Source organism: Ensifer sp. 1H6 (assembly GCF_001976035.1).
In the GTDB taxonomy this organism is placed as follows: Bacteria; Pseudomonadota; Alphaproteobacteria; order Rhizobiales; family Rhizobiaceae; genus Ensifer; species Ensifer canadensis.
In genome coordinates this window covers 25,271-46,639 of the sequence record NZ_MOAI01000018.1, presented here as the reverse complement: position 1 = coordinate 46,639, position 21,369 = coordinate 25,271, and the positions used below count along the sequence as shown (strand labels likewise).

The window sequence follows — 21,369 nt, the reverse complement described above, 5'->3', positions numbered from 1 at the left end:
CATCGGATAAATGTCGTGCTCCAATTGACGTGGCGCAAGGAAACCGGTCCGCCCTATTGGTAGTTTGTCGCATGTTCATACGACTGCACTTGAGCGCCAAAGCGCGGACGCAAACCCGTGCCTTGCCTCGGATCTCCTGCTTCTCGAAAGGAGAACGAACATGACTACAGCAAAACTTGCATATGTGGCGATTGGCGCCACGCTCCTAGCAAACAGCCCCACGCCATCATTGGCCCAAACAGCCCCCGCCGAGAAACAAGATGCGCGGCCGGGTTACTCTGAGATGATGCCTGGCGAGATGATGGGGGGGAGGCAGCGCGGCATGATGGGTGGCATGCGCCAAAACATGATGCAAGGCCACATGATGAAGATCATGTTTGCCGTTGCCGATGTTGATGGCGACGGCGCCCTGTCGTTCGACGAAGTCACAACGATCCACAAGAGGATCTTCGAGACGGTCGATGCGAACAAGGACGGCAAGGTGACGCCCGAGGAGATGCAGGCCTTCATGCGCGATCAATGAGGCCTGGAAACCGGCGTTTTTTGCCGGCATGCGGACCATAAGAAGGTCTGGAGAGCCGGATCCGTCCGTTCGCAAACGTCCCCACACGCGGCTCCGCCGCGCCTGTGTAGCTGGCGCAATGCCTGCATCGTAGTGAAAACAATTGCTCACCGTTTGTCGTTGCGCTCAAAAAACGAGGGCCGTGGTGACAACCAGCCCCTTGTTTTTGCAATCGATAATACGGTTTCCAATATCGAGTTGGCATTCTGATGCAGGGTCGTAAATTGAACTTCATTCCCGACGGTTTGTCGCCCTCCGCATCCGGCAGTCTCGAATTCCCTTGGCACCGCAGGCGCCGGCTTTGTCCAGCCACTACAGCTTGTAGCCGATCTTTCGGAGCAGGTCTTTCCGCCACGCAATGTCCGCATCGGTTTCGACGCCCAGCGGTGAGGCGCCATCCACCACGCCGAGCACGCCGCGGCCCAGTTCAGTTTGCGCGACGATCACCTGTGTCGGGTTGGCAGTCGCACAATAGATGCGACAGACCTCTGGCACCGCACGCACCGCAGCCAGCACGTTGACGGGAAAGAATCCGTCGCCGAGGAAGATCAGGAAAGTGTGGCCGGCGCCAATGGCCAATGCGTTGTCACGTGCCAGGGCAAGCACGGCTTCGTCATTACCCGACCAACGCACCAGCCGCTTACCGGAGGCCTCGCAGAAGGCCAGCCCGAAGCGGATGCCTGGAACCGCGCCCACCAACGCCTCGTGGAGATCTTCCACCGTCTTGATGAAATGCGACTGGCCAAAAATGAAGTTGGCGGCGTCCGGCTTGACGATGGGCACCACGGTAAGTTCCATGGCTGCGCTCCTCCAAGGTAGGCAACGCGATGGTAGGTAGGCCCACAGAAGGCAATTTCAAGCCATCACATGCGGCCAATTCGCCCTCCGCGCCGCCACCGGAGGGCCAGAGCGCGGCTCGCCTGCCGTGACTTCGAAATGATCCGCGCGACGCAACGGTGGCTGGTGAGCTGGATCAGGCTGCCCGACGCGAGAATGTCGAGGTCGGCGTCGGCCCAGTCGGCTTCAACATCGTTATCGGCGAGGAGCTTGCTACGTCCGCAATGACGAGGGTTCAGACCCGAGGTCCGGTATTTCACTACATGGCACGCGAGGCGCGCGCCAGCAGGACACCCGTCAACGAACCTGCGAAACCGAGGTAGGCCAGATATAGCGTGATGACCGTGCTGTAAGTTCAACATGCCGACAAGGCGACCGCGCGCTACCCGGGACGGACTAACCGATAGATCGACAGTCGCTGAGATGAGCAATGGCCGAGTCAATGTCGTTGCGCCGCGATATAGGCGACAAGATCGGCAATCTCGGAGCGAGTGAGCGAAAGGTTGGGCATTCGGGAATGGTGCGGTGCCGCCAGGAACGTTGCAAGGGTGGCCTCATCGAAGCGCTCAGCTTCGGCGATCTGTGCGAATGTTGGAACAGTGTCCGAACCTTGACGTTGCTCGGATGCCACGACGTGACACCCGCTGCACCAGCGCTGTGCTATGCGTCGCCCGTCGACACGATCGCTGGCAACGCTCGCGCTACTGACTAACACCGCGACGGCAACGGCAGTGCCACTTAGAATGCGGAGTGTTCGGGTCATTGCCAGGTGCCATCCTCTTTCTTGCCGGCAGCACGTTCCACTTGCGTCGGTTTTGCCATCGGCCGAGCGCGGGCACCTCCGTTCGACCGAAACCCAGTCCGGGCTTGTCCGCCTCGACCAAAGGATAATCCCGTCCTGCCACGAGCAGGTCCCCAATCGCTTCAATGCGCCATGAAGACGGGTGACTTCGCGTGCTTGAGCGTCGATTTCGTGACGCCTCCAAGGAGAAGCTCCAGCAGCCGGGAATGGCCATAGGCGCCCATGACAATCATGTCGGCGTCGATGTCCACCGCGTGCTGTTGCAGCACGTCAGGCACGGCTCGTCCCGAGCTCGGCAGGTTCTCGACCGACACGTTGATACCGTGGCGGGCGAGGTAGGCAGCTACGTCGGCCCCTGGTTCCTCCCCGCTTGCCGTCTGCGCTAAAACCGGATCGACCATGGTGACGTGAACCGATTCCGCCGCCTTCATCATTTCGAGTGCGTCTCGGGCAGCATGGGTCGCGCTCGGGCGGGAGTCCCATGCCAGCAGGACCGTTCTCGGTTGCAAGGTCGCTTTGCTGCCGGGTGGGACGAAGAGGACGGGACGCTGCGCCTGAAAGAGGCTGCCGTTGACGATCTGCGACTTCAGATCCTCGTTCCCAAAGACAGCCGGGCCGACCAGAAGCAGGTCCGCATAAAGCGCCCGCTGGCCGATGGCATAGCTGGCTCCGGCCACCTCCGCATAGACGCTATCCACGTCAAACGACAGTTCCGTTTTGGCAATGCGGCCGCGGACGTTGCCTACCCGTTCCGCGAGTTCCTGCAGGTTGCGCTCTCGCTGTTCCAGCCAGCTCGGCGCCAGCGTTGCATAGCGCCCGGTCGGTTGGGGTGCCATCACAGCAAGAAAAACGCTGAGATGGGCGCCCACTTGACTGCAGAGGTCCATCGCGACTTGAAGATCCTGATCGATCTCAGACACGCCGGTCACGTTGAGAATGGTCTTGAAAGACATCGGTTTCCTCCATTTGGTGCGCCGCCGTCCGCAAACGCACTCGCGCGTTTGTGGAGCGAGAGTTCGCTGTCAGTCTGTGTTTATCTGGATCTTGCGCTCGTCCTGCCGTGCTTCCTCGGCTTTCGGCAGCGTTAGCGTCAGAACGCCTTTCGAGAAGGTGGCGGCGATGTCGTCGGTCTTGACGTCCTCGGGAATCTTGAACGTGCGGCGGAACGAGCCAAATCGTCGTTCCGACAGAACGTATTCCTTCTCCTTCTCCTCCTTCGCTTCCTGCTTCTCGCCGCGGATCGTCAAGGTCCCGTTCGAAACGCTGACCTCAACGTCCTTTTCCTCCATTCCCGGAAGTTCGGCGGTCATCTCGTAGTTGTTTTCCTTTTCGATCAGGTCGACGGCGGGAGCGACCGCCCAGTTGGACAGAAGCGGCGCTCGACGGCTGAGGCCGACTCCACGAGGGCGGCTCCAGAAGTTCGGGGGAAAATCGTCGAATAGTCGGTCGATTTCGGCCCGAAGGCTCTCAAACGGAAGCCATGCTTCGGTACCGCGCTTGATCGCTTTTTCTTCTGGTTTGGTGGGTACTCGGGTTGCTGGTTCAGCCATGACTGGTTCTCCTTCGGATAAACAGGCCGCGACCGCCGAGGCGCGAGCCCTGTGGTCTTCCATTTCCCTCGAGCGGGTAGTCACTCGGCTATCGATCTATGACGCCACATCCAGAGAAACGTGCATTGATGCGCGTCAAAAATGCGCGGCCCAAACCGATCTCAATCTCGTCGTTTGACGACGAGCGATGCTGCTCGCTTGAGGGATGTACTTCCAATCGATTGATGGTGATCCTTCCGTGGAAATCAGCATGAGCAACGCACGCTTCGCCTCGCACAAGCCGCCGTCCAGAGCAGGCTGCTGCCGACAAGATGGTCGGTATCCCGTGCCGAAGGCGATGAGGCTTGATCTACGCGGGGCGAGCGCAGTTCAACGCCGAAACGATAACCCTGCCGACATTCCTGAGACGCGGACGAAAGTATGCTGAAGCTCGCCGATCCGAAGTCCGCGTCGCGCTGGTGGAGGTTGCCCGCAGACGGTGTCGGCCTTGCATGCATGGAATTTGTGATCACCAACTCCATCCAGATACACCCGATGGCGCTCGTCTATTTCGATCGGCTGCACGATCAGGCGGACAGGGAAAAGTCCTTGCTTCCCTCTCAGTGAGTTGAATTGTCTAAGTTGTGAACCGACAAACGGGACGTCGGAAAACGACATTTTTCGGAAGTTCTGTCGCTGTCGGCCAAACTCACCCCCATGACCGAAGCTGGTCATTCGTTTTATTTTTTTTGTTCATTGGATAGATTAGCAAAAGCTAAATTAATTGATCTGGGTCAATGTGGCTGAGGGCGATGCGGCTACTTTGATTCCGATTTCAATCGGGAGGCTTTCATGTTCAGCAACATCCTCATACCCACCGACGGCTCACCGCTCGCGACGCTGGCCGTGGATGCCGCCATCACATTCGCAAAGGAAGTGGGCGCGAACATCACCATCTTTATCGTGACGGAACCTTTTCACCTCGTTTCTCTGGATGCGGAGCAGGTCAGCAACACCCGCGCGCAATATGAGGCGCTTTCCGAGGTGCATGCTGCCGAGACGCTTTGCGCCGCTCGGACTAGGGCCGAAGCGGCCGGCGTTCGCTGCGTGACCGATCATTCCATCGCGCACGAGGTTTACCTCGAGATCATCAGGAAAGCGGAGGATATCGGCGCCGATCTCATCATGATGGCTTCGCACGGCCGAAGCGGTGTCGGCGCATTGATCATCGGCAGCGTCGCCGCCAAGGTTCTTACGCATTCGACCATCCCTGTCCTGATATATAGGAAATAGCACGACGACAGGGAGACTGGCATACGTCGTGGTGATACAAAATCGTCCGGAGTTCGACATGCTCGCGAGCGCACACTTCTGGGGCGGCCTTGTCATCCTTGCGCTGGTAATCCTGCAGATACTGGTGCGCGTAGTGTCGGCGCGCCCAAACAGGCGGCAACCCTTTGAAATGGCAGTGCAGGCGATGCTCACCTTGTTCCACTTCATGCTTCTGGCAGTTCCCGCAAGTGGGCTGTAGCGGCTTATATTGCTGACGAGTTCGGCGATATTCACGCGACTGTCAAGCCGGCGTTCACCGTTCTGATCTGGTTGCACGCGGTCCCACCGGAGGCGTCAATATCCGAACCACGATAGGGTTTTCCGACGTCTAGGGGCTGCGCCTTACGATCGAAAATAGGGCGGGTAGTGGTCAGCGTGTCGTGATCAGGTTTTGAGACAAGGCGATGGCATAGACCGAAGCCCGATAGGCAATCCTCGCCACCTTCCCGAAAATATGCACTTACGAAATTGCCGTGGCAGGCGAGGCCGATCCTTCGGTGGACGGCCCGCTCAAGGCTCGCAAAGCGTTGACGATCACTGCGATGTCTATCCCTTCCTGCAAAAGGGCGCCGGCGACCGGAGTTATGTATCCAAAAGCCGCAAAGACCATCGCGATCCCCGACAAAGCCAGACCGACAACGATGCTTTGCAAGGCGATTCGCCTTGTACGCCGTGCGATCATGACAGCATGAGGTACGCGATCAATCCGATCGACCAGGATCACGACATCCGCAGCTTCTGACGAGGCGGTCGCCCCGCGGGCACCCAGGGCGATGCCAATATCAGCCGCAGCCAGTGCCGGCGCATCATTGATCCCGTCACCCACCATCATCGTCGGCTGGCGACGCTGTTCGGCCGTAACGGCTGCAAGCTTTTCGGCCGGACTACGATCGGCATAGACCTCGTCGATCCCAAGGGAAGATCCGACGACGCTGGCGGTCTCGGCGTCATCGCCGGTGACCATGATGATACGCGAAATGCCGGCTTCATGAAGCTGAGCCAATGCGGCCGGCGCCTCAAGGCGGATTGCGTCCGCCAAAACGAGGAATGCAACGATCCGACCGTCCACCGACACATAGATTGTGAGTCCCGAACTGCCTTCCCTAGCCAATGCAACCGAACAGGCCCATGCCGGTGGCTCTCCGTCTCCAAGGACAAGCGCACGCGACCCGGCACGCACATGCTTACCATCGACAATGCCCTCCAATCCGGAGCCGCGAAACTCCTGGACATCTGTCGGCGATGACAGTGGCATTCCCTTTGCTCGCGCCAAGGCAACGATGGTCTCGGCCAGAACATGGTGTGAGGCCTGCTCGAGGGATGCGAGAAGGCGCAAGATGTCTTCGGCGTCACCATTTGGCGCCGTTTCGAAAAAAGTGATGCGTGCCCCACCTTCGGTCAATGTTCCTGTCTTGTCGAAAATGGCGGTGCGGACAAGGGCAAGCGCCTCGAGCGCGGCGCTTCCTTTCATCAGGACGCCCGCGCGTGCGGCGCGCGAGACGCCGCCGATGAAGGCAACGGGTGCGGCGAGAATGAGCGGGCAGGGAGTGGCAACAACGAGCACGGCGAGTGCCCTGATGCGATCACCCGATAGCCACCACGCAAGACCTGCAACGAGAAGCGTCGCTGGCAAAAGCAGCAGGGCGAAACGATCGGCTATTCGGATGAACGGTGCCTTGGCGGTCTGTGCCTCTTCGACCATGCGGACAATGCCGGCATAGGTGCTCTTACTGGCCGGGGCAGACGCTCGATAGTGGAACGCCTCGCCGGCATTGACGGTGCCGCTTCTAAGGTGTTCACCCTTCCGCCGAATTTCCGGCAAAGGCTCGCCGGTCACGGCGGACTCGTCAAGCTTGGCCCGTTCATTAAGAAGGTGTCCGTCTACGGGCAACAACTCGCCGGCTCTTACCAGCAAGTCGTCACCTACGACGATCTCTCCAGCCGCAATGTCCGTTACTTCGCCCTCAGCGACCTTGTGGGCAATGCGGGGCGTTCGATCACGAAGCGACCTCAGGTCGCGTTCGGCTTTGCCGCGTGCGTAATCTTCCAGCAGGTTGCCGCCAGTATACATCATGGCGACCACCACACCCGCGAGTGGCTGCCCCATGGCGATAGAAGCTATCATCGCAACGAGCGCTATGGCGTCCACACCCATCCGTCCGACCAGGAAATCGCGCACAATCGTGATTGCGAGCGCTGCGACGACCGGAACTGTCGCGGCGCTCCAAATGAGCTCGGGTGCCAGCGGCCAGCCGAAGTATTTTACCAGTAAGCCGGCAAGCATGCCGGTTAGAGCGACCGCCAGAAATGCAAGGTGGAAGAAACCCGCTCTCATGCAATCCGCACCTCCCGCTGTCCATTCCGAGGCTCAGGCGATTGTGCCGCAATAGAGTACCGGCGCGGCAGCCCCGGTTGACCGCTCGATGCCGAACAGCAGGCCAAGCGCCCACCAAGCAGCAGGCTTCGAAGCAGTTGTTCAATGTACCATGAGAACCGGCACTGACGCGGTCTCGAGCATCGAGCGGGTTACCCCGCCAAAAACCCGCTCGCGCATTCGCGAATGGCCATAGGCGCCCATCACCATCAGCTCTGCCGAGGCGTCCCGCGCGTATCGGTTCAGCACTTCGTCAATGCTGCGTCCCTCGCTTGGCAACCGCTCGACGGCGACCGAGACGCCATGGCGAACAAGGTATGCCGCGATGTCGGCGCCGGGTTCTTCGCCATTGCGACCGTAGCTGGCGCGCGGATCGACCATCGTGACCTGCACGTCATCTGCGCCTGCCAGAATGCCCATTGCCTCGCGGGCCGCCCGAGCCGCCTCGAAACCCGAATCCCAAGCCAGCACGACTTTTTTCGGAGTAAGTGTCGCGGTTTTGCCTCTGGGCACGATCAGTACTGGACGTGCGGAACGAAACAACGCTCCGTCGAGTGTGCGGGAGCGTAGTTCCGGATCGGCCATCAGCCCATCGCCGACAAGCGTGAGATCGCAATAGCGCGCCCTCTCTCCGATTTCGTCGTCTGCCCAGGCAACTTCTGTGTACATCGTGGCGACGTCGAAGGATATTCCCGTCTGATCCAGGATCGCTTTTGCCTTTTCCACACATGTCTCAAGCCTGACGATATCGCGCTGCCTTTCATCGAGCCAATCGACGGACACAGCAGCTGCATATTCGCCAATTGGCGGAGGTGACGCGAGTTTGACAATCAACAGTGAAAGATGGGCGCCGACGGAGGCGCAAATCTCGGCTGCAGAGCGCAGGCTCTGCTCCTTGTGATGAATGCTGAAAACAGCGAGAATTGTTTTATAAGTCATCGCAGTTTCTCCCAATGGTTTGCCCAAGGGCCAATGTCGTCAAATCTAGCCGTGGGCAGGACGTGCGCATTGATCAGCGTCAACAGAGGTCCACGACAGTGGGTTAAGGTACCTGGGCAGGTGCCGATTTGCATGGTGGGAGGAACCGCTCGTCCTGAACATCGCCCCTTGGGCGCCGTGCTTGCGCTGTGACAAAGCTTGGCCGCAATTGAATTCGTTCGGGTGGATTAAGATGGAAGAGCTTATCTTTCGGCTCGGTATCGCCTTGGCGATTGGCTTGCTTGTCGGCCTGGAACGGGGATGGCGCGAACGGGACGCGCCGGCCGGAAGCCGCACAGCGGGAATCCGCACCTACGGCATAGCCGGATTGCTCGGTGGTGTCTTTGCGGCCTTGTCGCAAGAGCACGATCGGGGGATCATCTTTGCCGCCGGCTTTATCGGATTCGCGTTCAGTCTTTCCTGGTTCAAGGTCAGAGAAGCCAGACACGATAGGAATTATAGTGTGACCGGGGTCGTTGCTGGGATGTGCGTCTTTGCCCTCGGCGGCCTGGCAGTCTCTGGCGACTACCGATCTGCTGCCGCGGGTGGGGCAGCGTTGGCCGCAGTTCTGTCCAGCCGCGACGTATTGCATGGCTTGCTGCAGCGCCTGACGTGGGCGGAACTGCGTTCGGCGCTGTTGCTCGCCGTCATGACGGCCATCATTCTGCCTCTGCTTCCGGACCGACCGATCGATCCATGGGGTGGCCTCAATCCGCATGCAGTCTGGTTCTTCACGGTTCTAAGTGCGGCGATTTCCTACGTCGGATACATTGCGGTCCGTTTGCTGGGGACGACAAAGGGTCTGATCGTCAGCAGCCTCGCCGGCGCGCTCGTCTCATCGACAGCGGTAACGGTCAGCTTCGGGCAGAAGGCGGCCGGCGGCGAGCAGCCGTTGCCCTTGGCGGGGGCTGCAATGCTGGCAGCGACCGTGTCGCTCCTGCGTGTGTTCGTTTTGGTGCTTATCCTGGCGCCGTCGCTCGCTGCTGGATTGCTTGCGCCCGTGTCTGCTGCAGCTCTGGCTTTTGCACTCTGCGGCACCGCTTTGCTGGTCAGAGGCAATCTGACAGAGGGCTCTCATGTCGCTGCCAACAATCCCTTCAACCTACCACCGCTTTTGATGTTCGCCGCACTGTTTGCGATCACGATGACGCTCAGTGCAGCCTTGGCCAATCGCGCCGGCAATGCCGGGATACTCGTGGTCTCGGCCCTATCGGCTCTTCTTGATGCCGACGTATCGGTACTAAGCACCCTTCGCCTGCTCGGCCATTCCGCAAGTGCCGACATCGTCACGTCCGCGATCCTGGTGGCGCTTGTCGCGAATGCGTTTGGCAGGCTGGTGCTCGCCGCCATCGCTTCGCCGATCGCGTATTGGGGCCAGTTGGTGATTGCCACGGGCTTTGCCGGTAGTGCCGGCGCGGTCGCGTACGCGCTTTTGTGATTGAATGGGCGGGGCCAGCGGGGCATGCTAGGAAAGCACGAGAGCGTCTAGATGCCTGACTGCAACTCCCGCCTGACGAGGACCAACGTTGGGTCATCGGGAACCTGGGTTATCTCGAAACCCATCTCCCGCTCCAGTTTGATCGCGGCGCGATTTGCACGACTTTCAACCGATTCAATGCTCTTGAGGCCCCGGCGCTCCGCGTAGTGAGCAATGTGGGAAAGCAACGTCCAACTGACGCCAAGGTGTTTGTGGTCGGCGCGCACCGAGAGGGCGACTTCTCCGCGCAGGAGGCTCTCATCGATCGCAAGAGCCCCAACTGCCACCAGCACATCGGCGGGTGAGAATGCCAGAAAATTGATGGACCGCGGATCGTCAGCGCAGGTAATCGCCTGTAGCCGTTCGTGTGAGACTTCCTTCATGCCGGACAAGAACCGGAACGAGAGATCTTCCGGCGTAACATGGGCGAAGAAGTCCGCGACAAGCATTTCATCCGCAGGGAGCGCTTGCCGAACGCGGAGCTGAACCCCCGATCGTGTGGTCAGGTTTGCCTGGATGTCGCTTAGGACCTGCATGGTATTGTCCTTCCCTGGTTGGCAGCATTCGCCTTGGCAGCACCACAGATCAGCATCTGTCGCCGTGTTGGACTTGGGAGCGTCGCTTGTGTTCCTCTTGCCGGTGATCTTACGGCCAAACGCGATCAACGTTTTGACGGCGGTCAAGGACGAACGCCAGAGGTCAGCATTTTTTCGAGCCGATCAAGCAGAGGCAGCTGGCCAACATTGATTTTACCGCGGGCCTCGGCAAGCGCAAACCATTCGGCTCGATCAACCTCAGGAAATTGCTGGATGCGCCCACTTCGCGGCGGCCACTCCAGGTCGAAAGCGTTGCTTTGAAGGCGAGACGTTGTGAAATCGACGGCCGCGGCATAAGCCACGATGATCTTGCCACTTTTCTGGCGGACCTCTCCAAGCCCAAATAGGGGCTCGGTCAAAGCTCGGCCGGTTTCCTCCTCGAATTCGCGCCGTGCCGCATCTTCAGCTGCCTCGTCAACACCATATTCGCCTTTAGGGATCGACCAGGCGCCGCGGTCGCGGTTGCCCCAGAAGGGGCCACCAGGATGCACCAGCAAGACGCGGGGCAAGCCTAGGTCGAACTTGTAGGCGAGAATGCCCGCGCTCCTCTTCGGCATTTCATTGACCCTTCACTGCAACGGATCGCATCCCCTTCCCGCATAGCTTGCTCAGGTGGATAGACCGTCGCGTTGGTCGTCGACGAGCAGTCGATCCTCAACAAAGGTGACGTCTCGGGCCGACCAAGCTGCCCTCTCGGCCAAAGCGCGCTCGCGAAGCGTCCGTACGCTGCCACGCAACGTGACTTGGCTGCCGGAGGTCTCTATCCGGATATAGTCAGCATCGATCTCGGTGTTTCGTCTCAGTGCCTCCTCGATCTCCCGCGCTATAGCAAACCGGTTGACGCTCCGGAGGATCTCGAGCTGATTGCTCAAGCCCGTCACCCCGGCGAGCTGCCGCACAGCGGCATCGGCGGCTGTGCGTTGGAAGTGCCAATCGACCATGCCCCTGAGGATCACGAACCCTCGCCTGACCGTCACTTCGATATCCCGTGGATTGGACACTGTGGCAGCCCATGCAAGCACAGCGAGCACGCGGCTGGCGATCTCATCGTCCGACCTGCTCTGATGTTCAGGCAGGCGAACTTCAAGCTCCAGGGCAATGGCCCTTACACCCGGCATGCCGCGAACAATCCGCTCAACGGTGTGTTTCTCCATGAAGCTTCGCACATAGCCGCTCAATGTCACCATGCCGTGGTCGACGGCAACGCCGATACAGGCGGCATCGATGCTGGGCTCATATTCGAGTTCGTCGATAATATCCTGTCGAAGGCTGAGGTCATTCATAGCGCTCGTCCCTCACTATGCGTTCTGTCCATGGAAGAATACCGGCGCCGTCGTGCTGTCATTGCGCGGCATCAATGCAAACGTTCGCTTCCATCGCCATGGTTGGAGGTGAGCGGTTTTCGGAAAGGAAAGGCCATGTTCGTCAGAGAGATGTCTCATCACGAATGCAGCAGCCTTGTCGGCGCTTCTCACCTCGCAAGGCTTGCCTGCTGCGTGGATAACGATCCCTATGTGGTCCCGATCTACTATGCGATGGCTGGAAATTGTCTCTACAGCTTCTCGATGCCGGGCAAGAAGATCGAATGGATGCGGACCAATCCTAAGGTCTGTGTTCTGGTAGAAGAAATGGCTAGCCTGCGCCAATGGCGAAGCGTCGTGATCCATGGGCATTTTCAGGAACTCTCACCGGAAGGTCAATGGCATCGGGAATACCTTCATGCGTGGTTGCTGCTCGAAAAACACACCAACTGGTGGGAGCCTGGCGGCCTGAAGCCGACTACTCCGGAGATCGCATCCGGCTACAAACACGTGTTCTACAGCATCGATATCGCCACCATGACAGGTCGGCAGGCAGGCGATCAGGACGAATATAGTCTTCCTTCGTCCAGAGTTGGGAGCGGTTGAGCCGCGGCTCAAAACGGCAGAGGTCAGACTCGCTATGGCCGCGTGAGCATCTTCAACTGTCCAGCAGTTTGCGCAGCCTATTTTCCAGTTCACGTGCTGTATAAGGCTTCGCCAACCATTCCTCATCGCCAGACAGTTGGCGGCCGGATATCGTTGGCTCGGCGTAGCCGGATGTGAAGAGCACCCTGATATCCGGCCGCAACAACCGTGCGCGATGTGCCAATTCGTCACCGGTCATCCCACCCGGAATGATAACGTCCGTAAAAAGCAACGCCACCTCCGGATGCTTTGCCAGGAGGCTAAGCGCTTCGGCGCCGGCTGCTGCTTCAACGATACCGTATCCCGCCTGACGAAGACGGGCGACGGCCACACGGCGAACGCGGGGTTCGTCCTCCACCACGAGAATTGTCTCGTGTCCTTGGGTAAGCAGGGCATCGGCCGCGGGGACTTCAGCATCAATGGAGTCCTTCTGCCTAGGGGCTGCCGGCAGATACAGGCAAGCGCGGGTGCCGCGTCCAGGTTCGCTATCTAGCTGGATATGGCCGCCTGATTGCTTGACGAAGCCATAAACCATGCTCAACCCAAGCCCGGTTCCAGCGCCAACCGCTTTTGTCGTGAAGAAGGGTTCGAAGGCGCGCTGTCTTACCTCGTCAGTCATGCCGACGCCGGTGTCGGTGACGGTGATGAGGATATACTGACCCATGCGTGCTTGCGGGTTCATAAGAACATAGCCGCGGTCGAGGGTCGCAGTGGATGTCTCAATGCTGACGCGTCCACCATTGGGCATGGCATCGCGCGCGTTCAGCGCCAAATTCAACAGAGCGTTCTGAAGTTGAGAAGCGTCGACGAGGGCCGCGTTGCCGACGCCTGTGGTTGCTGTGTGCAGTTCGGCTGTTTCGCCAAGTGTTCGAGCCAGCAATTTTGAGAAATCTGAAACCAGTTCGCCGACGTCGACGATTGTTGGATTGAGCGGTTGCCTTCGTCCAAAGGCCAGGAGTTGCGCGGTTAGTTTTGCGCCGTCATCCGCTGCGGCTTGGGCATCCCTCAACAGAGCGAGCAGTTTATCATCGCCGACGCGGGCCTCGAGCATCTCCAGATTTCCAGTGATGATCGTCAGCAAGTTGTTGAAATCGTGCGCCAACCCCCCGGTCAATTGACCCACGGCTTCCATCTTCTGTGCTTGCCGGAGGTCCTCTTCGGTCCGCTGGCGGCTGGTGAGGTCTCTTATGAAGCCAGTGAATATGCGTTGGCCATCGGAATTCGCCTCGCCGACGGACAATTCCATCGGGAAGCTCGATCCATCCTGGCGCAGGCCCGTCACCACGCGACCGATGCCAATGATCCGACGCTCGCCGGTGCGTAGATAGTGTTCGATATAGCGATCATGTGCGTCCCGATCGGGAGATGGCATCAGCATTCGGACATTCAGGCCCCGAACGTCCTTTTCCGTGTATCCAAACAGGCTTTCGGCCGCCGCGCTGAACGATATGATTTTAGCATCTTCATCGATGACCACCATGGCTTCCGGCACGGTGTCTAGTATCGACCGCAGATGTGCTTCCCTGGCGGCTAGCTCCGACTGCGTTTTCCGCAGGCTGGTAATGTCGGTGTCTGTCTGCACGATCATGTTAGTCGGTCCTAGTCGCACCCAGCGTGTTGCCACGAACACGAAACTGGAATCACGGTGCGTATGTCTCAGTTCACCGCTCCACCCCCCTGATGATGCCAAGTGGGCGTGGATTACCTCCAGTGCGATCGGAAACGAGGTGTTCAGCAATTCGCTCGCGATCTGTCCCTTCGCCTCATTGCGCGACCAGCCGTAAAGCTGCTCGCATCCTCTGCTCCAACGGCTGATCGTCCCGTCGCTTGCGTGCACAATGACGTTCGCGTCGTCGAACACCTTGAGGATTTCGTCAATGCGGTTGTCGATCATGTTCATCCATTGCGTTTTGCGGATCCCCCGCCTGGCGGCGCATCTTAAACGTCGAGGGAGCAAACCAAGTCTCGCATTCCTCACCCTCAGCGATCGAGCGCAGCGCATCCATCCTCAAGATCGTAATGATATGTCTGTCCGGAGTAGCGACAATACCGCTGTTTGAAAGTTTGGTCGTGGTGCGCGAGACAGTCTCGATCGTCATGCCGAGGTAATCGGCGATATCCTGCCTTGTCATTGGAAGATCGACAGCCATATGCTGTCCAATACGACGGCTCGCCATACGGAGAAGAAAACTTGCCAATTTTTCATCGGCGCTTCTTCGCGACAGCAACACCGCCTGATCCTGTGCCGCCGACATTTCATCGCAGAGTCTCGAAAAAAGCAGTTCCCGCAAGATCGGTTGGCGAGCGATCTCGCCCTCGAAAAGATGGCGCGGAAACCGGCGCAACTCGACCTTTGTCACGGCTTCGACGGTGTAGATATACTGATCCCTGAAGGACACTCCAAGGAGATCGCCAGGCCGCAAAAAGCCAACGATTATGCGACGGCCATCGCTTAGCAATCGAACTGCTCGCAACATCCCATCGGTAACCTCGTAGACATGCGTGGCCCGGTCGCCCTCCCAGAAAATAGGTGCACCCGCCGCGAACCGTTCACGCGGTTGATGAATAAACAGAGATGACAGGTCTGTCGCGGCCAGCGGGGCATTTTCGGTCGAGATCTGCTTTGCAAGATGCACGCTCGTAAGCTGCATGTTCATCAGACATCCTCCGCCTATGATGAGACAAGGAGTTGAAGCCGTACTCGTGACGAGCCGACGACAGCTGTGCTAGACTTTGTGCGGATATGTAACAGAGTGTGACTGCGCGCCTGATTTGGCCGCTGACAAGGTGCTTCAAAATGCTTTCACGCAAGCAGCCGGAGCATGTTCTTATTGTCGATGATGACGAAAAAATTCGCCAAATGCTCCATCGGTACCTTCAAGATCAAGGATTCCGAGTCAGTGTAGCAGGCGATGGTCGTGCGATGCGCGACTGCCTAACGCGCGGCGGCATCGATATCGTGCTTCTCGACGTGGTCCTGCCCGATGCCGATGGCTTTGCCTTGGCTCGCGATCTTCGCAGCCGGTCTGACATTCCGTTCATCATGCTGACGGGACGCAACGATGTGGTCGATCGGGTTGTCGGCCTTGAACTTGGTGCCGACGACTACATCGCCAAGCCTTTCCATCTTCGCGAATTACTAGCACGAATCAAGGTTGCTCTGCGTCGCAGGCGTCCTGTCACCGAAGGCCATGTTGAAGCCCGAGAGAGCGAGGTTTTTTGCTTTGAAGGCTGGCAGCTGGATGTGGCGCGGCGCGAGCTCTGGTCGCGTGCCGGAGAAGAGATTCGGTTAACAACAGGCGAATTCGATATGCTGTGCGTTTTTGTCAAACACCCCGGTCGCGTGATGGCGCGCGAGATGTTGATGGACCTCACGCGGGGTCGGAACCTCGAAGCATTTGACCGAACTATCGATGCCCAGGTTGCGCGGTTGCGCCGAAAGATCGAAGTAGATCCGGCAAACCCCTCGCTGATCAAATCGGTGCGGGGGGTGGGATACCTCTTCAGCGCCCGCCCGGTTCGGCAATAGTTATGCCGGCACGGGTATGACGATGCCCTTGGGATGGCTAGACCCTTTGTCTGGCCATGCATGTGGGCCGATACTTGCGACAATTAAATATCCGCAATTGTCCGCTCGCGCCATCGTCTTCAAATGACCCAGAAGTGCGTTGGAGACGCCTGCGGTGTCGGCAGCGGTCGCGACAATAAAAACGGGCACATCGAGTATGTGGCCGTAGTTCGGGTCGTTTCCCGGATGAGCAACACTGACACCTTGGATATAGCCAAGTGCATTTTCGACAGTGATGACGTCACCCAGTCTGGAAGAAACATATCGCCGGTTGAAGCCGCGTTCGCAAATGTTTCGCCAGTGCGCGAGATTGATCGGATAATCAACGACTTCGATTAAGCGGAACGCCAAATCAACCTGATGTCGCTGTATGGGCCCGACTTGATACGCCATTGCCATTATCGTCTCCCTGATGTGATCTCCGCAATCCAACGCGAGATGTCGCCTGTGGAGAGGCGCAGATGTCTGCAACATCAAAATCTGTCGAGCGGTTAGTCACTGGTGTTTGCAGCTTAGCCCCACACAGGATCAGCCAACCCGCCTGCAGGATCATTGACCCCGATCAATGCCGATGGTGACAGACTGTGGTTAGTTGAACCTGCCGTTGACGGCGTGATCGCGACGGCAGACGAGGATCCAAATTCGGCTCGCAAAGCGGAGTAAGGAGCGCCATGTCGATCAATCTCCATGGCCGAAACGTACTATCGGTGGACACGCTCGCCCCAGGCGAGTTGCGGTTCCTTGTGCAGTTGGCCAGCGATCTGAAAGTCGCAAAACGCAGCGGCAGTGAACGTAAGCAGCTTTGCACCAGAAGCCTGGCATTCATGTATGAGCGCAACTTACCGTTCGTGCGTGCGGCATTTGAGGTGGCGGCTTGCGATCAAGGCGCGCGTGTCATCTGCATCGGCCCAGACCAATTTGCAAGAGAACCGTCCAGCGAGATCAGGCAAATGGCGGGGATGCTGGGAAGAATATTCGATGCAATCGAATGCTGCGGACTTTCCCATGACATCATGACTGCGGTTGCCGAACGGGCGGGTATTCCTGTCTACAATGTTTTGTCACAGCAATGCGACCCTTGCCAGGTGGTCGCCGACTTTCAGACCATGCGTGAGTTCACCCACAAGCACCTCTCGGATGTAACGTTGTCGGTGATAGGAAACGGTCGCGTCAGCGGCGCTCGATCGCTGGCGATCGGTGCCGCAAAGGTGGGGATGGATTTCCGCCTCGTGTCGCCCAAGGAATTGTGGCCGGATCAGCAATTTATCGATCGAGCCAAAGCCGAGGCATGGAAAAACGGTGGCAAGTTTGCCGTGCTGGAAGACATTGCAGCCGGCGTGCTTGATGCGGATTTCGTCTATGCCAGTCGTTGGTTTTCTCACGACGAGGAAAACGCCCGAGCCGACCGCGCAGTTCAGCTTCTCACTCCGTTTGGCGTCAGAATGGCGACGCTTGAGGCGACCGGCAACCCGCATAGCAAGTTCATGCGCTTCGTGCCTGATTTTGTTTGTCATCAGACGCGCAAGTCAGGGGGCGACGAAACCGGTTCGCCAGACGCATCTCAGAATGTTCTGGAATCAAAGGCTTCTATTGTTCTCGACCAGGCTGAAAACCGCATGCACGCAACGAAGGCGATCCTTGTGGCGACGCTGGCGCGATAATCTGGCCGGCATGCCGACCAACTACAAAAAGCGGCTACCGTGTTGAACGCAGCCGCTCTCAACTCTCGGGAGGCCCGTGAAATGCCGATGGAGCCCACCATTCACTTTCACGGTGCCGCCGGCGCGGTGACCGGATCTTGCCAACTTATCGAGACGTCAGATGCAAGAATACTTGTCGACTGCGGCCTGTTTCAGGGCTCTAAGACCGAAAAGGAACTGAACTACCGTCTCTTCCCCTTCGAGCCCAACGACATTGACGCGGTCATTCTGACCCATGCGCATATCGACCATTCCGGCCTGTTGCCGAAGCTTTCCCGCATGGGCTACGGCGGGCCAATCTTCGCAACGCCGGCGACCGTCGATCTGTGTTCGGTCATGCTTCCTGATGCGGCCCATATCCAAGAGAGCGAGGTCGAACATCTCAACCGCCGTAATCAGAGACGCGGCAAGCATATTGTCACGCCCATCTACACCGCCGCCGATGCTGCGAGGACGATTACCTTGTTTCGTCAGGTTCCGTTGGGCAGGTGGCAAAAAGCTGCCGAAGGCATTCGTTTTCGGTTTTGGGATGCCGGTCATCTGTTGGGCTCTGCGTCGGTCGAGATGGAGATCGAAACTGCGACGTCTCCTCGGCGCCTGCTTTTCTCAGGTGACATTGGTCCTCGCAATAAATTGCTGCAGTTTGACGCCGACGGCCCCAGAGATCTGGATTACGTCATATGCGAAAGCACATACGGTGCGGTCGATCGCAACGATGTCACGGATGAAGATCGCCGCCGACAGCTACGCGACGAGGTGCTCGCCGCAGAACATCCCAACGGAGCGCTTATCGTGCCATCGTTTGCGGTGGAACGGACACAAGAGCTTCTGACGGACCTTATCGTCCTTATGCGTTCTGGGGCAATCAAGACCTATCCGATCCTGATCGATTCGCCGCTGGCGACACGCGCCAGCGAGGTCTTCTCGAGACATGCTGCAGAGCTTGAAAACGGCAAGTTGTTGTCTGAGGCAATGCGGGCAAACAATGTTCGCTTCACGGAGACAGTCGAACAGTCAAAGGCGATCGACTTTATAAAGGGCTTCCATATCGTGATTGCAGCGAGCGGAATGTGCGAAGCCGGCCGAATTCGTCATCGACTGAAAAACTGGCTTTGGCGCGACGAGGGCACTGTGCTCCTCGTCGGTTATCAGGCGGCTGGTACCCTTGGCCGGATTCTTCAGGATGGGGCATCGGTCGTCCGCATCCAGGGCGAAGAAATCACCGTGCGCGCCCGGATTCGAAAGCTGGACATCTATAGTGGCCATGCCGACGGTCGCGAGTTGGCGGAATGGATGCGAGCGCGCCAACCGATAAAGAGGGATGTCTTTCTGGTCCATGGCGAAGAAGCCGGGCTTGCCGGCCTCCAGGAACGCCTGGCAGGTTTCTTGCCGGAGGAGACGCTCATCCAGCCTCGTCTGGATTCAGGCTTTGTCCTCGGCCCGGAAGGAGCGTCGGCGATTGCCCAGGCGCTGCTGCCGCCAAGGATCGATCCCATAAGGGCGGGCCGCAAGGACTGGCACAATGATTTCCAATCCCTCGTTCTTGACCTGCGGGACCAACTCGATCGCGCGCCGGATGACAGGGCGCGAAGGGCGGTGTTACGTAAGATGAGGCGTGCTTTTGATATGGCGGAAGACGAGGAGCACGGATAATCCGCTTGCATTGCTCGGCAACAGCGATCTGCCGGTTTCCACGTTGGGGCGAGACGAGGTCGATGTCGTCATCAAGGTGAATAAATTGTCGGCGGCATTTTGTCGAATACCTCCCGGATAATCTCCAAACCTGCCAGCACCTACGCTTTCCGTGCCAATGGATGTATCCGACATGTCGTCTGCCATCGACTGGCGGAGGCCCAAGTGTTCTGAACGCCCGGACCACATCGCAAACGTGCGGTTGCACCTGAATTGAGGAGAATTCCAGCGCCGCAGTCGCTTCATCCTGAAGGGCTCGCATCGGCTTCTGCGTTCACCAGGGATTGCGGTGTGCGGGGCCGCGACGGCGCACGAAGTTGCGCTTGAGTTGCACTGGAGCGGCCCAAACTTGTACGTCGTCCCGGTCTGCCTGATCGGCACTCGTTCGATACCTGCCTTTATTCGCCTGGGTTCAACCGGACAGGCACTGCAGGTCAAGTTCAGGTCCTTGGCTGCCCCTTGTGGGCATAGGGCAAAGTTCGTGTCTTTCTTCACCAAGCTCATTGTTCGGGGCAAGATAGAGTTCGTCGACAAGCTCCGAATAGGGAGCATCCCAAAGAAGGGAAAACTGGTTTAGTGCATCGATCTGAAATTCGAGGATTGTTGTCAGAGCGTCTGCTTGAAACCGTGCGACGGAAATGAATGTCTTCAAACCATCCAGGCAAAGCCAGTCTGTTGGCACATAGGCGACCGACGGATACGGGTTTGTCTGAGACATGGATATGCTCCTTCGCTTCTATGACCCCTGTCTGGCGGGAACGTTATGATAATCGACCTCACCCGACATTGATCCGCATTAATGGCCGATCAAGTCAGCCGTTGTCAGTGTTTTGGAAGCAACGGGATGAGACGTCCCGCGAAGTAGCCATCTGCATGCACGGAAGGCGCCAAAAGTAGCATTGATCCTGGTCAATGCTACTGGTCGGCCCACTTTCCGAGGCAGATCTGTCGCCAAGCATATTGACCAAGCTCGACTCTTTCCAAGGTGCTCCGCTATTCACGCCACATCTGTCGCGCAACGAAGGCTCGTCCCTCCGTTAGGGCTGCACCGCAGGGCGGGATTTGGGTTCACGGATGCCTTGAGCCACACGCCTGACCAGATCGTATTTGACCTGTGTGATGCGCAGGTTGCGATACCAATCGATGAGGTCATCCCAGGGAGCTGCTATTTTTGACAGACCCGAAAGGAAAGCAATGACCGTTCCAATTTCGGTAGCCTTTGTCACAACGAAATATCCGCCCAGCGAAAGTATTCCGATGTAACCAATCTGTGTCATCAAGTTAATTGCAAAATTCATGGTGAATTTTATTTTGTATATTCCCATATTGAAGACAAATACGTCTTGAAGCCTCTCGCGTTGCTCGCCATTGCGGTCGAATGCGCCACCGGCGTCGACAATTGCGATACTGACTTCGCGCATTGTTGACGTCTTCTGTACAACTCTCCGATTGATGGCATTCTGCATGACGGGCACAAAAAACAGCTGCGGAAGAAAGACGATCGCAACGACGAGCGCCATCGCAGGCTGCAAGAAGATCAGATAGGCGATGACAGTTATCAGGATGCCGATCTGCAGAAGCGGCTGCGACATTCCATCGCCGACGAAGCTGCCGATTGGTTCCGCTTCAGCAACGATGATCGAGAGTTGCACGCCTTCGCTCTGCGGTGAGGTCGGCGCGGAAGAAAGGGCGACGATCTCCAGTAGATTGAACCTCAGCCACCGTGTCGCCGATTCACTGACCCAATTGCGATAAATGTTGAGGACGAGCTTGGTGGCCCCCTCAATCAAAGCGATGGCCGCATAGAGCAGAGCCAATAAAGCGATACTGCGATACGGCCCGCCGTCGGTGGCGATGTTGACGATGCGCCTTTGAATTTCGAGTGGCACGGCTCCTACCGCGAACAGGATTACGGTCAGCCCAGCGATCCCGATTTGATGGGCACCGCTAACTTGCCAGATAAAGCTGAACAACGA

The 21,369-nt window shown here is 58.1% G+C and carries 23 protein-coding genes; 9 read left to right on the top strand and 14 right to left on the bottom strand.

The window, feature by feature from the left end:
* Positions 1–160: 160 nt before the first annotated feature.
* Positions 161–523 carry an EF-hand domain-containing protein gene (locus tag BKP54_RS20840; RefSeq protein ID WP_025430782.1) on the top strand — a complete coding sequence of 121 codons (363 nt, stop codon included), beginning with the start codon at positions 161–163 and terminating at the stop codon, positions 521–523.
* Between the two features lie 351 nt (positions 524–874).
* On the opposite strand, the gene BKP54_RS20835 is transcribed toward BKP54_RS20840, so the two are convergent.
* The 4 genes from BKP54_RS20835 to BKP54_RS20815 all read right to left on the bottom strand — a co-directional run bounded on the left by BKP54_RS20835 (position 875) and on the right by BKP54_RS20815 (position 3,751).
* A complete protein-coding gene (locus tag BKP54_RS20835) occupies positions 875–1,360 on the bottom strand; it encodes an adenosine-specific kinase (protein ID WP_025430781.1) in 486 nt (161 codons plus the stop codon).
* A 478-nt stretch (positions 1,361–1,838) separates the two neighbouring features.
* On the bottom strand, positions 1,839–2,162 hold the full coding sequence (locus BKP54_RS20825) for a cytochrome c (protein ID WP_084814782.1): 324 nt from the start codon (positions 2,160–2,162) through the stop codon (positions 1,839–1,841).
* Positions 2,163–2,323: 161 nt separating this feature from the next.
* On the bottom strand, positions 2,324–3,154 hold the full coding sequence (locus tag BKP54_RS20820; protein ID WP_084814781.1) for a universal stress protein: 831 nt from the start codon (positions 3,152–3,154) through the stop codon (positions 2,324–2,326).
* Positions 3,155–3,223: 69 nt separating this feature from the next.
* Positions 3,224–3,751, bottom strand: coding sequence for an Hsp20/alpha crystallin family protein (locus BKP54_RS20815; RefSeq protein ID WP_084814780.1), 528 nt, complete (start codon positions 3,749–3,751; stop codon positions 3,224–3,226).
* Between the two features lie 420 nt (positions 3,752–4,171).
* Between BKP54_RS20815 and BKP54_RS20810 the strand changes: the two genes are divergently transcribed.
* From BKP54_RS20810 to BKP54_RS20800, 3 genes are all read left to right on the top strand, one after another.
* The gene (locus BKP54_RS20810; protein WP_198956851.1) at positions 4,172–4,357 is read left to right on the top strand and encodes a hypothetical protein; all 186 of its coding nucleotides are present in this window, start codon (positions 4,172–4,174) and stop codon (positions 4,355–4,357) included.
* Between the two features lie 225 nt (positions 4,358–4,582).
* Positions 4,583–5,023 carry a universal stress protein gene (locus tag BKP54_RS20805; RefSeq protein ID WP_025430778.1) on the top strand — a complete coding sequence of 147 codons (441 nt, stop codon included), beginning with the start codon at positions 4,583–4,585 and terminating at the stop codon, positions 5,021–5,023.
* A gap of 58 nt (positions 5,024–5,081) precedes the next feature.
* Complete coding sequence (locus BKP54_RS20800; protein ID WP_128090458.1) at positions 5,082–5,261, top strand: hypothetical protein; 180 nt, start codon at positions 5,082–5,084, stop codon at positions 5,259–5,261.
* A gap of 261 nt (positions 5,262–5,522) precedes the next feature.
* Here BKP54_RS20800 and BKP54_RS20795 read toward each other — a convergent pair whose 3' ends face one another.
* Together BKP54_RS20795 and BKP54_RS20790 are read right to left on the bottom strand one after the other, a co-directional pair.
* Complete coding sequence (locus tag BKP54_RS20795) at positions 5,523–7,397, bottom strand: heavy metal translocating P-type ATPase (protein WP_084814778.1); 1,875 nt, start codon at positions 7,395–7,397, stop codon at positions 5,523–5,525.
* Positions 7,398–7,538: 141 nt separating this feature from the next.
* Complete coding sequence (locus BKP54_RS20790; protein WP_084814777.1) at positions 7,539–8,375, bottom strand: universal stress protein; 837 nt, start codon at positions 8,373–8,375, stop codon at positions 7,539–7,541.
* A gap of 232 nt (positions 8,376–8,607) precedes the next feature.
* Between BKP54_RS20790 and BKP54_RS20785 the strand changes: the two genes are divergently transcribed.
* Positions 8,608–9,852 (top strand): MgtC/SapB family protein, encoded by a 1,245-nt coding sequence (locus BKP54_RS20785; RefSeq protein ID WP_084814776.1) that lies wholly within the window; start codon positions 8,608–8,610, stop codon positions 9,850–9,852.
* Positions 9,853–9,899: 47 nt separating this feature from the next.
* Here the strand turns inward: BKP54_RS20785 and BKP54_RS20780 are convergent, their stop codons facing one another.
* Genes BKP54_RS20780 through BKP54_RS20770 form a run of 3 tightly spaced genes read right to left on the bottom strand, consistent with a single transcriptional unit; the run spans position 9,900 to position 11,770 of the window.
* Positions 9,900–10,574 carry a GNAT family N-acetyltransferase gene (locus tag BKP54_RS20780; protein WP_245317868.1) on the bottom strand — a complete coding sequence of 225 codons (675 nt, stop codon included), beginning with the start codon at positions 10,572–10,574 and terminating at the stop codon, positions 9,900–9,902.
* On the bottom strand, positions 10,571–11,044 hold the full coding sequence (locus tag BKP54_RS20775) for an NUDIX domain-containing protein (protein ID WP_084814775.1): 474 nt from the start codon (positions 11,042–11,044) through the stop codon (positions 10,571–10,573). The genes BKP54_RS20780 and BKP54_RS20775 overlap by 4 nt, the downstream gene beginning before the upstream one ends.
* Before the next feature lie 51 nt (positions 11,045–11,095).
* Positions 11,096–11,770 (bottom strand): BON domain-containing protein, encoded by a 675-nt coding sequence (locus BKP54_RS20770; RefSeq protein WP_084814774.1) that lies wholly within the window; start codon positions 11,768–11,770, stop codon positions 11,096–11,098.
* Positions 11,771–11,905: 135 nt separating this feature from the next.
* Between BKP54_RS20770 and BKP54_RS20765 the strand changes: the two genes are divergently transcribed.
* A complete protein-coding gene (locus BKP54_RS20765; RefSeq protein WP_084814773.1) occupies positions 11,906–12,394 on the top strand; it encodes a pyridoxamine 5'-phosphate oxidase family protein in 489 nt (162 codons plus the stop codon).
* Positions 12,395–12,446: 52 nt separating this feature from the next.
* On the opposite strand, the gene BKP54_RS20760 is transcribed toward BKP54_RS20765, so the two are convergent.
* Entirely contained in the window at positions 12,447–14,333 is a 1,887-nt protein-coding gene (locus BKP54_RS20760; RefSeq protein WP_245317867.1) for a PAS domain-containing sensor histidine kinase, read from the bottom strand.
* A complete protein-coding gene (locus BKP54_RS20755) occupies positions 14,308–15,090 on the bottom strand; it encodes a helix-turn-helix domain-containing protein (RefSeq protein WP_025430769.1) in 783 nt (260 codons plus the stop codon). Before BKP54_RS20755 ends, BKP54_RS20760 begins: the two co-directional genes overlap by 26 nt.
* Before the next feature lie 140 nt (positions 15,091–15,230).
* Here BKP54_RS20755 and BKP54_RS20750 point away from each other — a divergent pair, with 140 nt between their 5' ends.
* Complete coding sequence (locus BKP54_RS20750) at positions 15,231–15,962, top strand: response regulator (protein ID WP_025430768.1); 732 nt, start codon at positions 15,231–15,233, stop codon at positions 15,960–15,962.
* On the opposite strand, the gene BKP54_RS20745 is transcribed toward BKP54_RS20750, so the two are convergent.
* Complete coding sequence (locus BKP54_RS20745) at positions 15,963–16,400, bottom strand: hypothetical protein (protein WP_025430767.1); 438 nt, start codon at positions 16,398–16,400, stop codon at positions 15,963–15,965.
* 272 nt (positions 16,401–16,672) lie between these two features.
* Between BKP54_RS20745 and BKP54_RS20740 the strand changes: the two genes are divergently transcribed.
* Both BKP54_RS20740 and BKP54_RS20735 read left to right on the top strand, forming a co-directional pair.
* A complete protein-coding gene (locus BKP54_RS20740) occupies positions 16,673–17,662 on the top strand; it encodes a hypothetical protein (RefSeq protein WP_084814772.1) in 990 nt (329 codons plus the stop codon).
* A gap of 81 nt (positions 17,663–17,743) precedes the next feature.
* Positions 17,744–19,354: an MBL fold metallo-hydrolase gene (locus BKP54_RS20735; RefSeq protein ID WP_084814771.1), complete on the top strand. Its 1,611-nt coding sequence runs from the start codon at positions 17,744–17,746 to the stop codon at positions 19,352–19,354.
* 451 nt (positions 19,355–19,805) lie between these two features.
* On the opposite strand, the gene BKP54_RS20730 is transcribed toward BKP54_RS20735, so the two are convergent.
* Both BKP54_RS20730 and BKP54_RS20725 read right to left on the bottom strand, forming a co-directional pair.
* Positions 19,806–20,111 (bottom strand): hypothetical protein, encoded by a 306-nt coding sequence (locus BKP54_RS20730; protein WP_084814770.1) that lies wholly within the window; start codon positions 20,109–20,111, stop codon positions 19,806–19,808.
* Between the two features lie 319 nt (positions 20,112–20,430).
* A complete protein-coding gene (locus BKP54_RS20725) occupies positions 20,431–21,366 on the bottom strand; it encodes an ABC transporter transmembrane domain-containing protein (protein WP_244445552.1) in 936 nt (311 codons plus the stop codon).
* Positions 21,367–21,369: the final 3 nt, after the last annotated feature.

Excerpts from the sequence above, each read along its gene's own strand:
- BKP54_RS20800 (WP_128090458.1), top strand. The coding sequence starts at position 5,082 with ATGCTCGCGAGCGCACACTTCTGGGGCGGCCTTGTCATCCTTGCGCTG.
- BKP54_RS20820 (WP_084814781.1), bottom strand. The coding sequence starts at position 3,154 with ATGTCTTTCAAGACCATTCTCAACGTGACCGGCGTGTCTGAGATCGAT.
- BKP54_RS20790 (WP_084814777.1), bottom strand. The coding sequence starts at position 8,375 with ATGACTTATAAAACAATTCTCGCTGTTTTCAGCATTCATCACAAGGAG.
- BKP54_RS20775 (WP_084814775.1), bottom strand. The coding sequence starts at position 11,044 with ATGCCGAAGAGGAGCGCGGGCATTCTCGCCTACAAGTTCGACCTAGGC.
- BKP54_RS20840 (WP_025430782.1), top strand. The coding sequence starts at position 161 with ATGACTACAGCAAAACTTGCATATGTGGCGATTGGCGCCACGCTCCTA.
- BKP54_RS20770 (WP_084814774.1), bottom strand. The coding sequence starts at position 11,770 with ATGAATGACCTCAGCCTTCGACAGGATATTATCGACGAACTCGAATAT.
- BKP54_RS20795 (WP_084814778.1), bottom strand. The coding sequence starts at position 7,397 with ATGAGAGCGGGTTTCTTCCACCTTGCATTTCTGGCGGTCGCTCTAACC.
- BKP54_RS20765 (WP_084814773.1), top strand. The coding sequence starts at position 11,906 with ATGTTCGTCAGAGAGATGTCTCATCACGAATGCAGCAGCCTTGTCGGC.
- BKP54_RS20735 (WP_084814771.1), top strand. The coding sequence starts at position 17,744 with ATGCCGATGGAGCCCACCATTCACTTTCACGGTGCCGCCGGCGCGGTG.
- BKP54_RS20785 (WP_084814776.1), top strand. The coding sequence starts at position 8,608 with ATGGAAGAGCTTATCTTTCGGCTCGGTATCGCCTTGGCGATTGGCTTG.
- BKP54_RS20810 (WP_198956851.1), top strand. The coding sequence starts at position 4,172 with ATGCTGAAGCTCGCCGATCCGAAGTCCGCGTCGCGCTGGTGGAGGTTG.
- BKP54_RS20730 (WP_084814770.1), bottom strand. The coding sequence starts at position 20,111 with ATGTCTCAGACAAACCCGTATCCGTCGGTCGCCTATGTGCCAACAGAC.
- BKP54_RS20760 (WP_245317867.1), bottom strand. The coding sequence starts at position 14,333 with ATGAACATGATCGACAACCGCATTGACGAAATCCTCAAGGTGTTCGAC.
- BKP54_RS20745 (WP_025430767.1), bottom strand. The coding sequence starts at position 16,400 with ATGGCAATGGCGTATCAAGTCGGGCCCATACAGCGACATCAGGTTGAT.
- BKP54_RS20755 (WP_025430769.1), bottom strand. The coding sequence starts at position 15,090 with ATGAACATGCAGCTTACGAGCGTGCATCTTGCAAAGCAGATCTCGACC.
- BKP54_RS20805 (WP_025430778.1), top strand. The coding sequence starts at position 4,583 with ATGTTCAGCAACATCCTCATACCCACCGACGGCTCACCGCTCGCGACG.
- BKP54_RS20825 (WP_084814782.1), bottom strand. The coding sequence starts at position 2,162 with ATGACCCGAACACTCCGCATTCTAAGTGGCACTGCCGTTGCCGTCGCG.
- BKP54_RS20750 (WP_025430768.1), top strand. The coding sequence starts at position 15,231 with ATGCTTTCACGCAAGCAGCCGGAGCATGTTCTTATTGTCGATGATGAC.
- BKP54_RS20835 (WP_025430781.1), bottom strand. The coding sequence starts at position 1,360 with ATGGAACTTACCGTGGTGCCCATCGTCAAGCCGGACGCCGCCAACTTC.
- BKP54_RS20740 (WP_084814772.1), top strand. The coding sequence starts at position 16,673 with ATGTCGATCAATCTCCATGGCCGAAACGTACTATCGGTGGACACGCTC.
- BKP54_RS20815 (WP_084814780.1), bottom strand. The coding sequence starts at position 3,751 with ATGGCTGAACCAGCAACCCGAGTACCCACCAAACCAGAAGAAAAAGCG.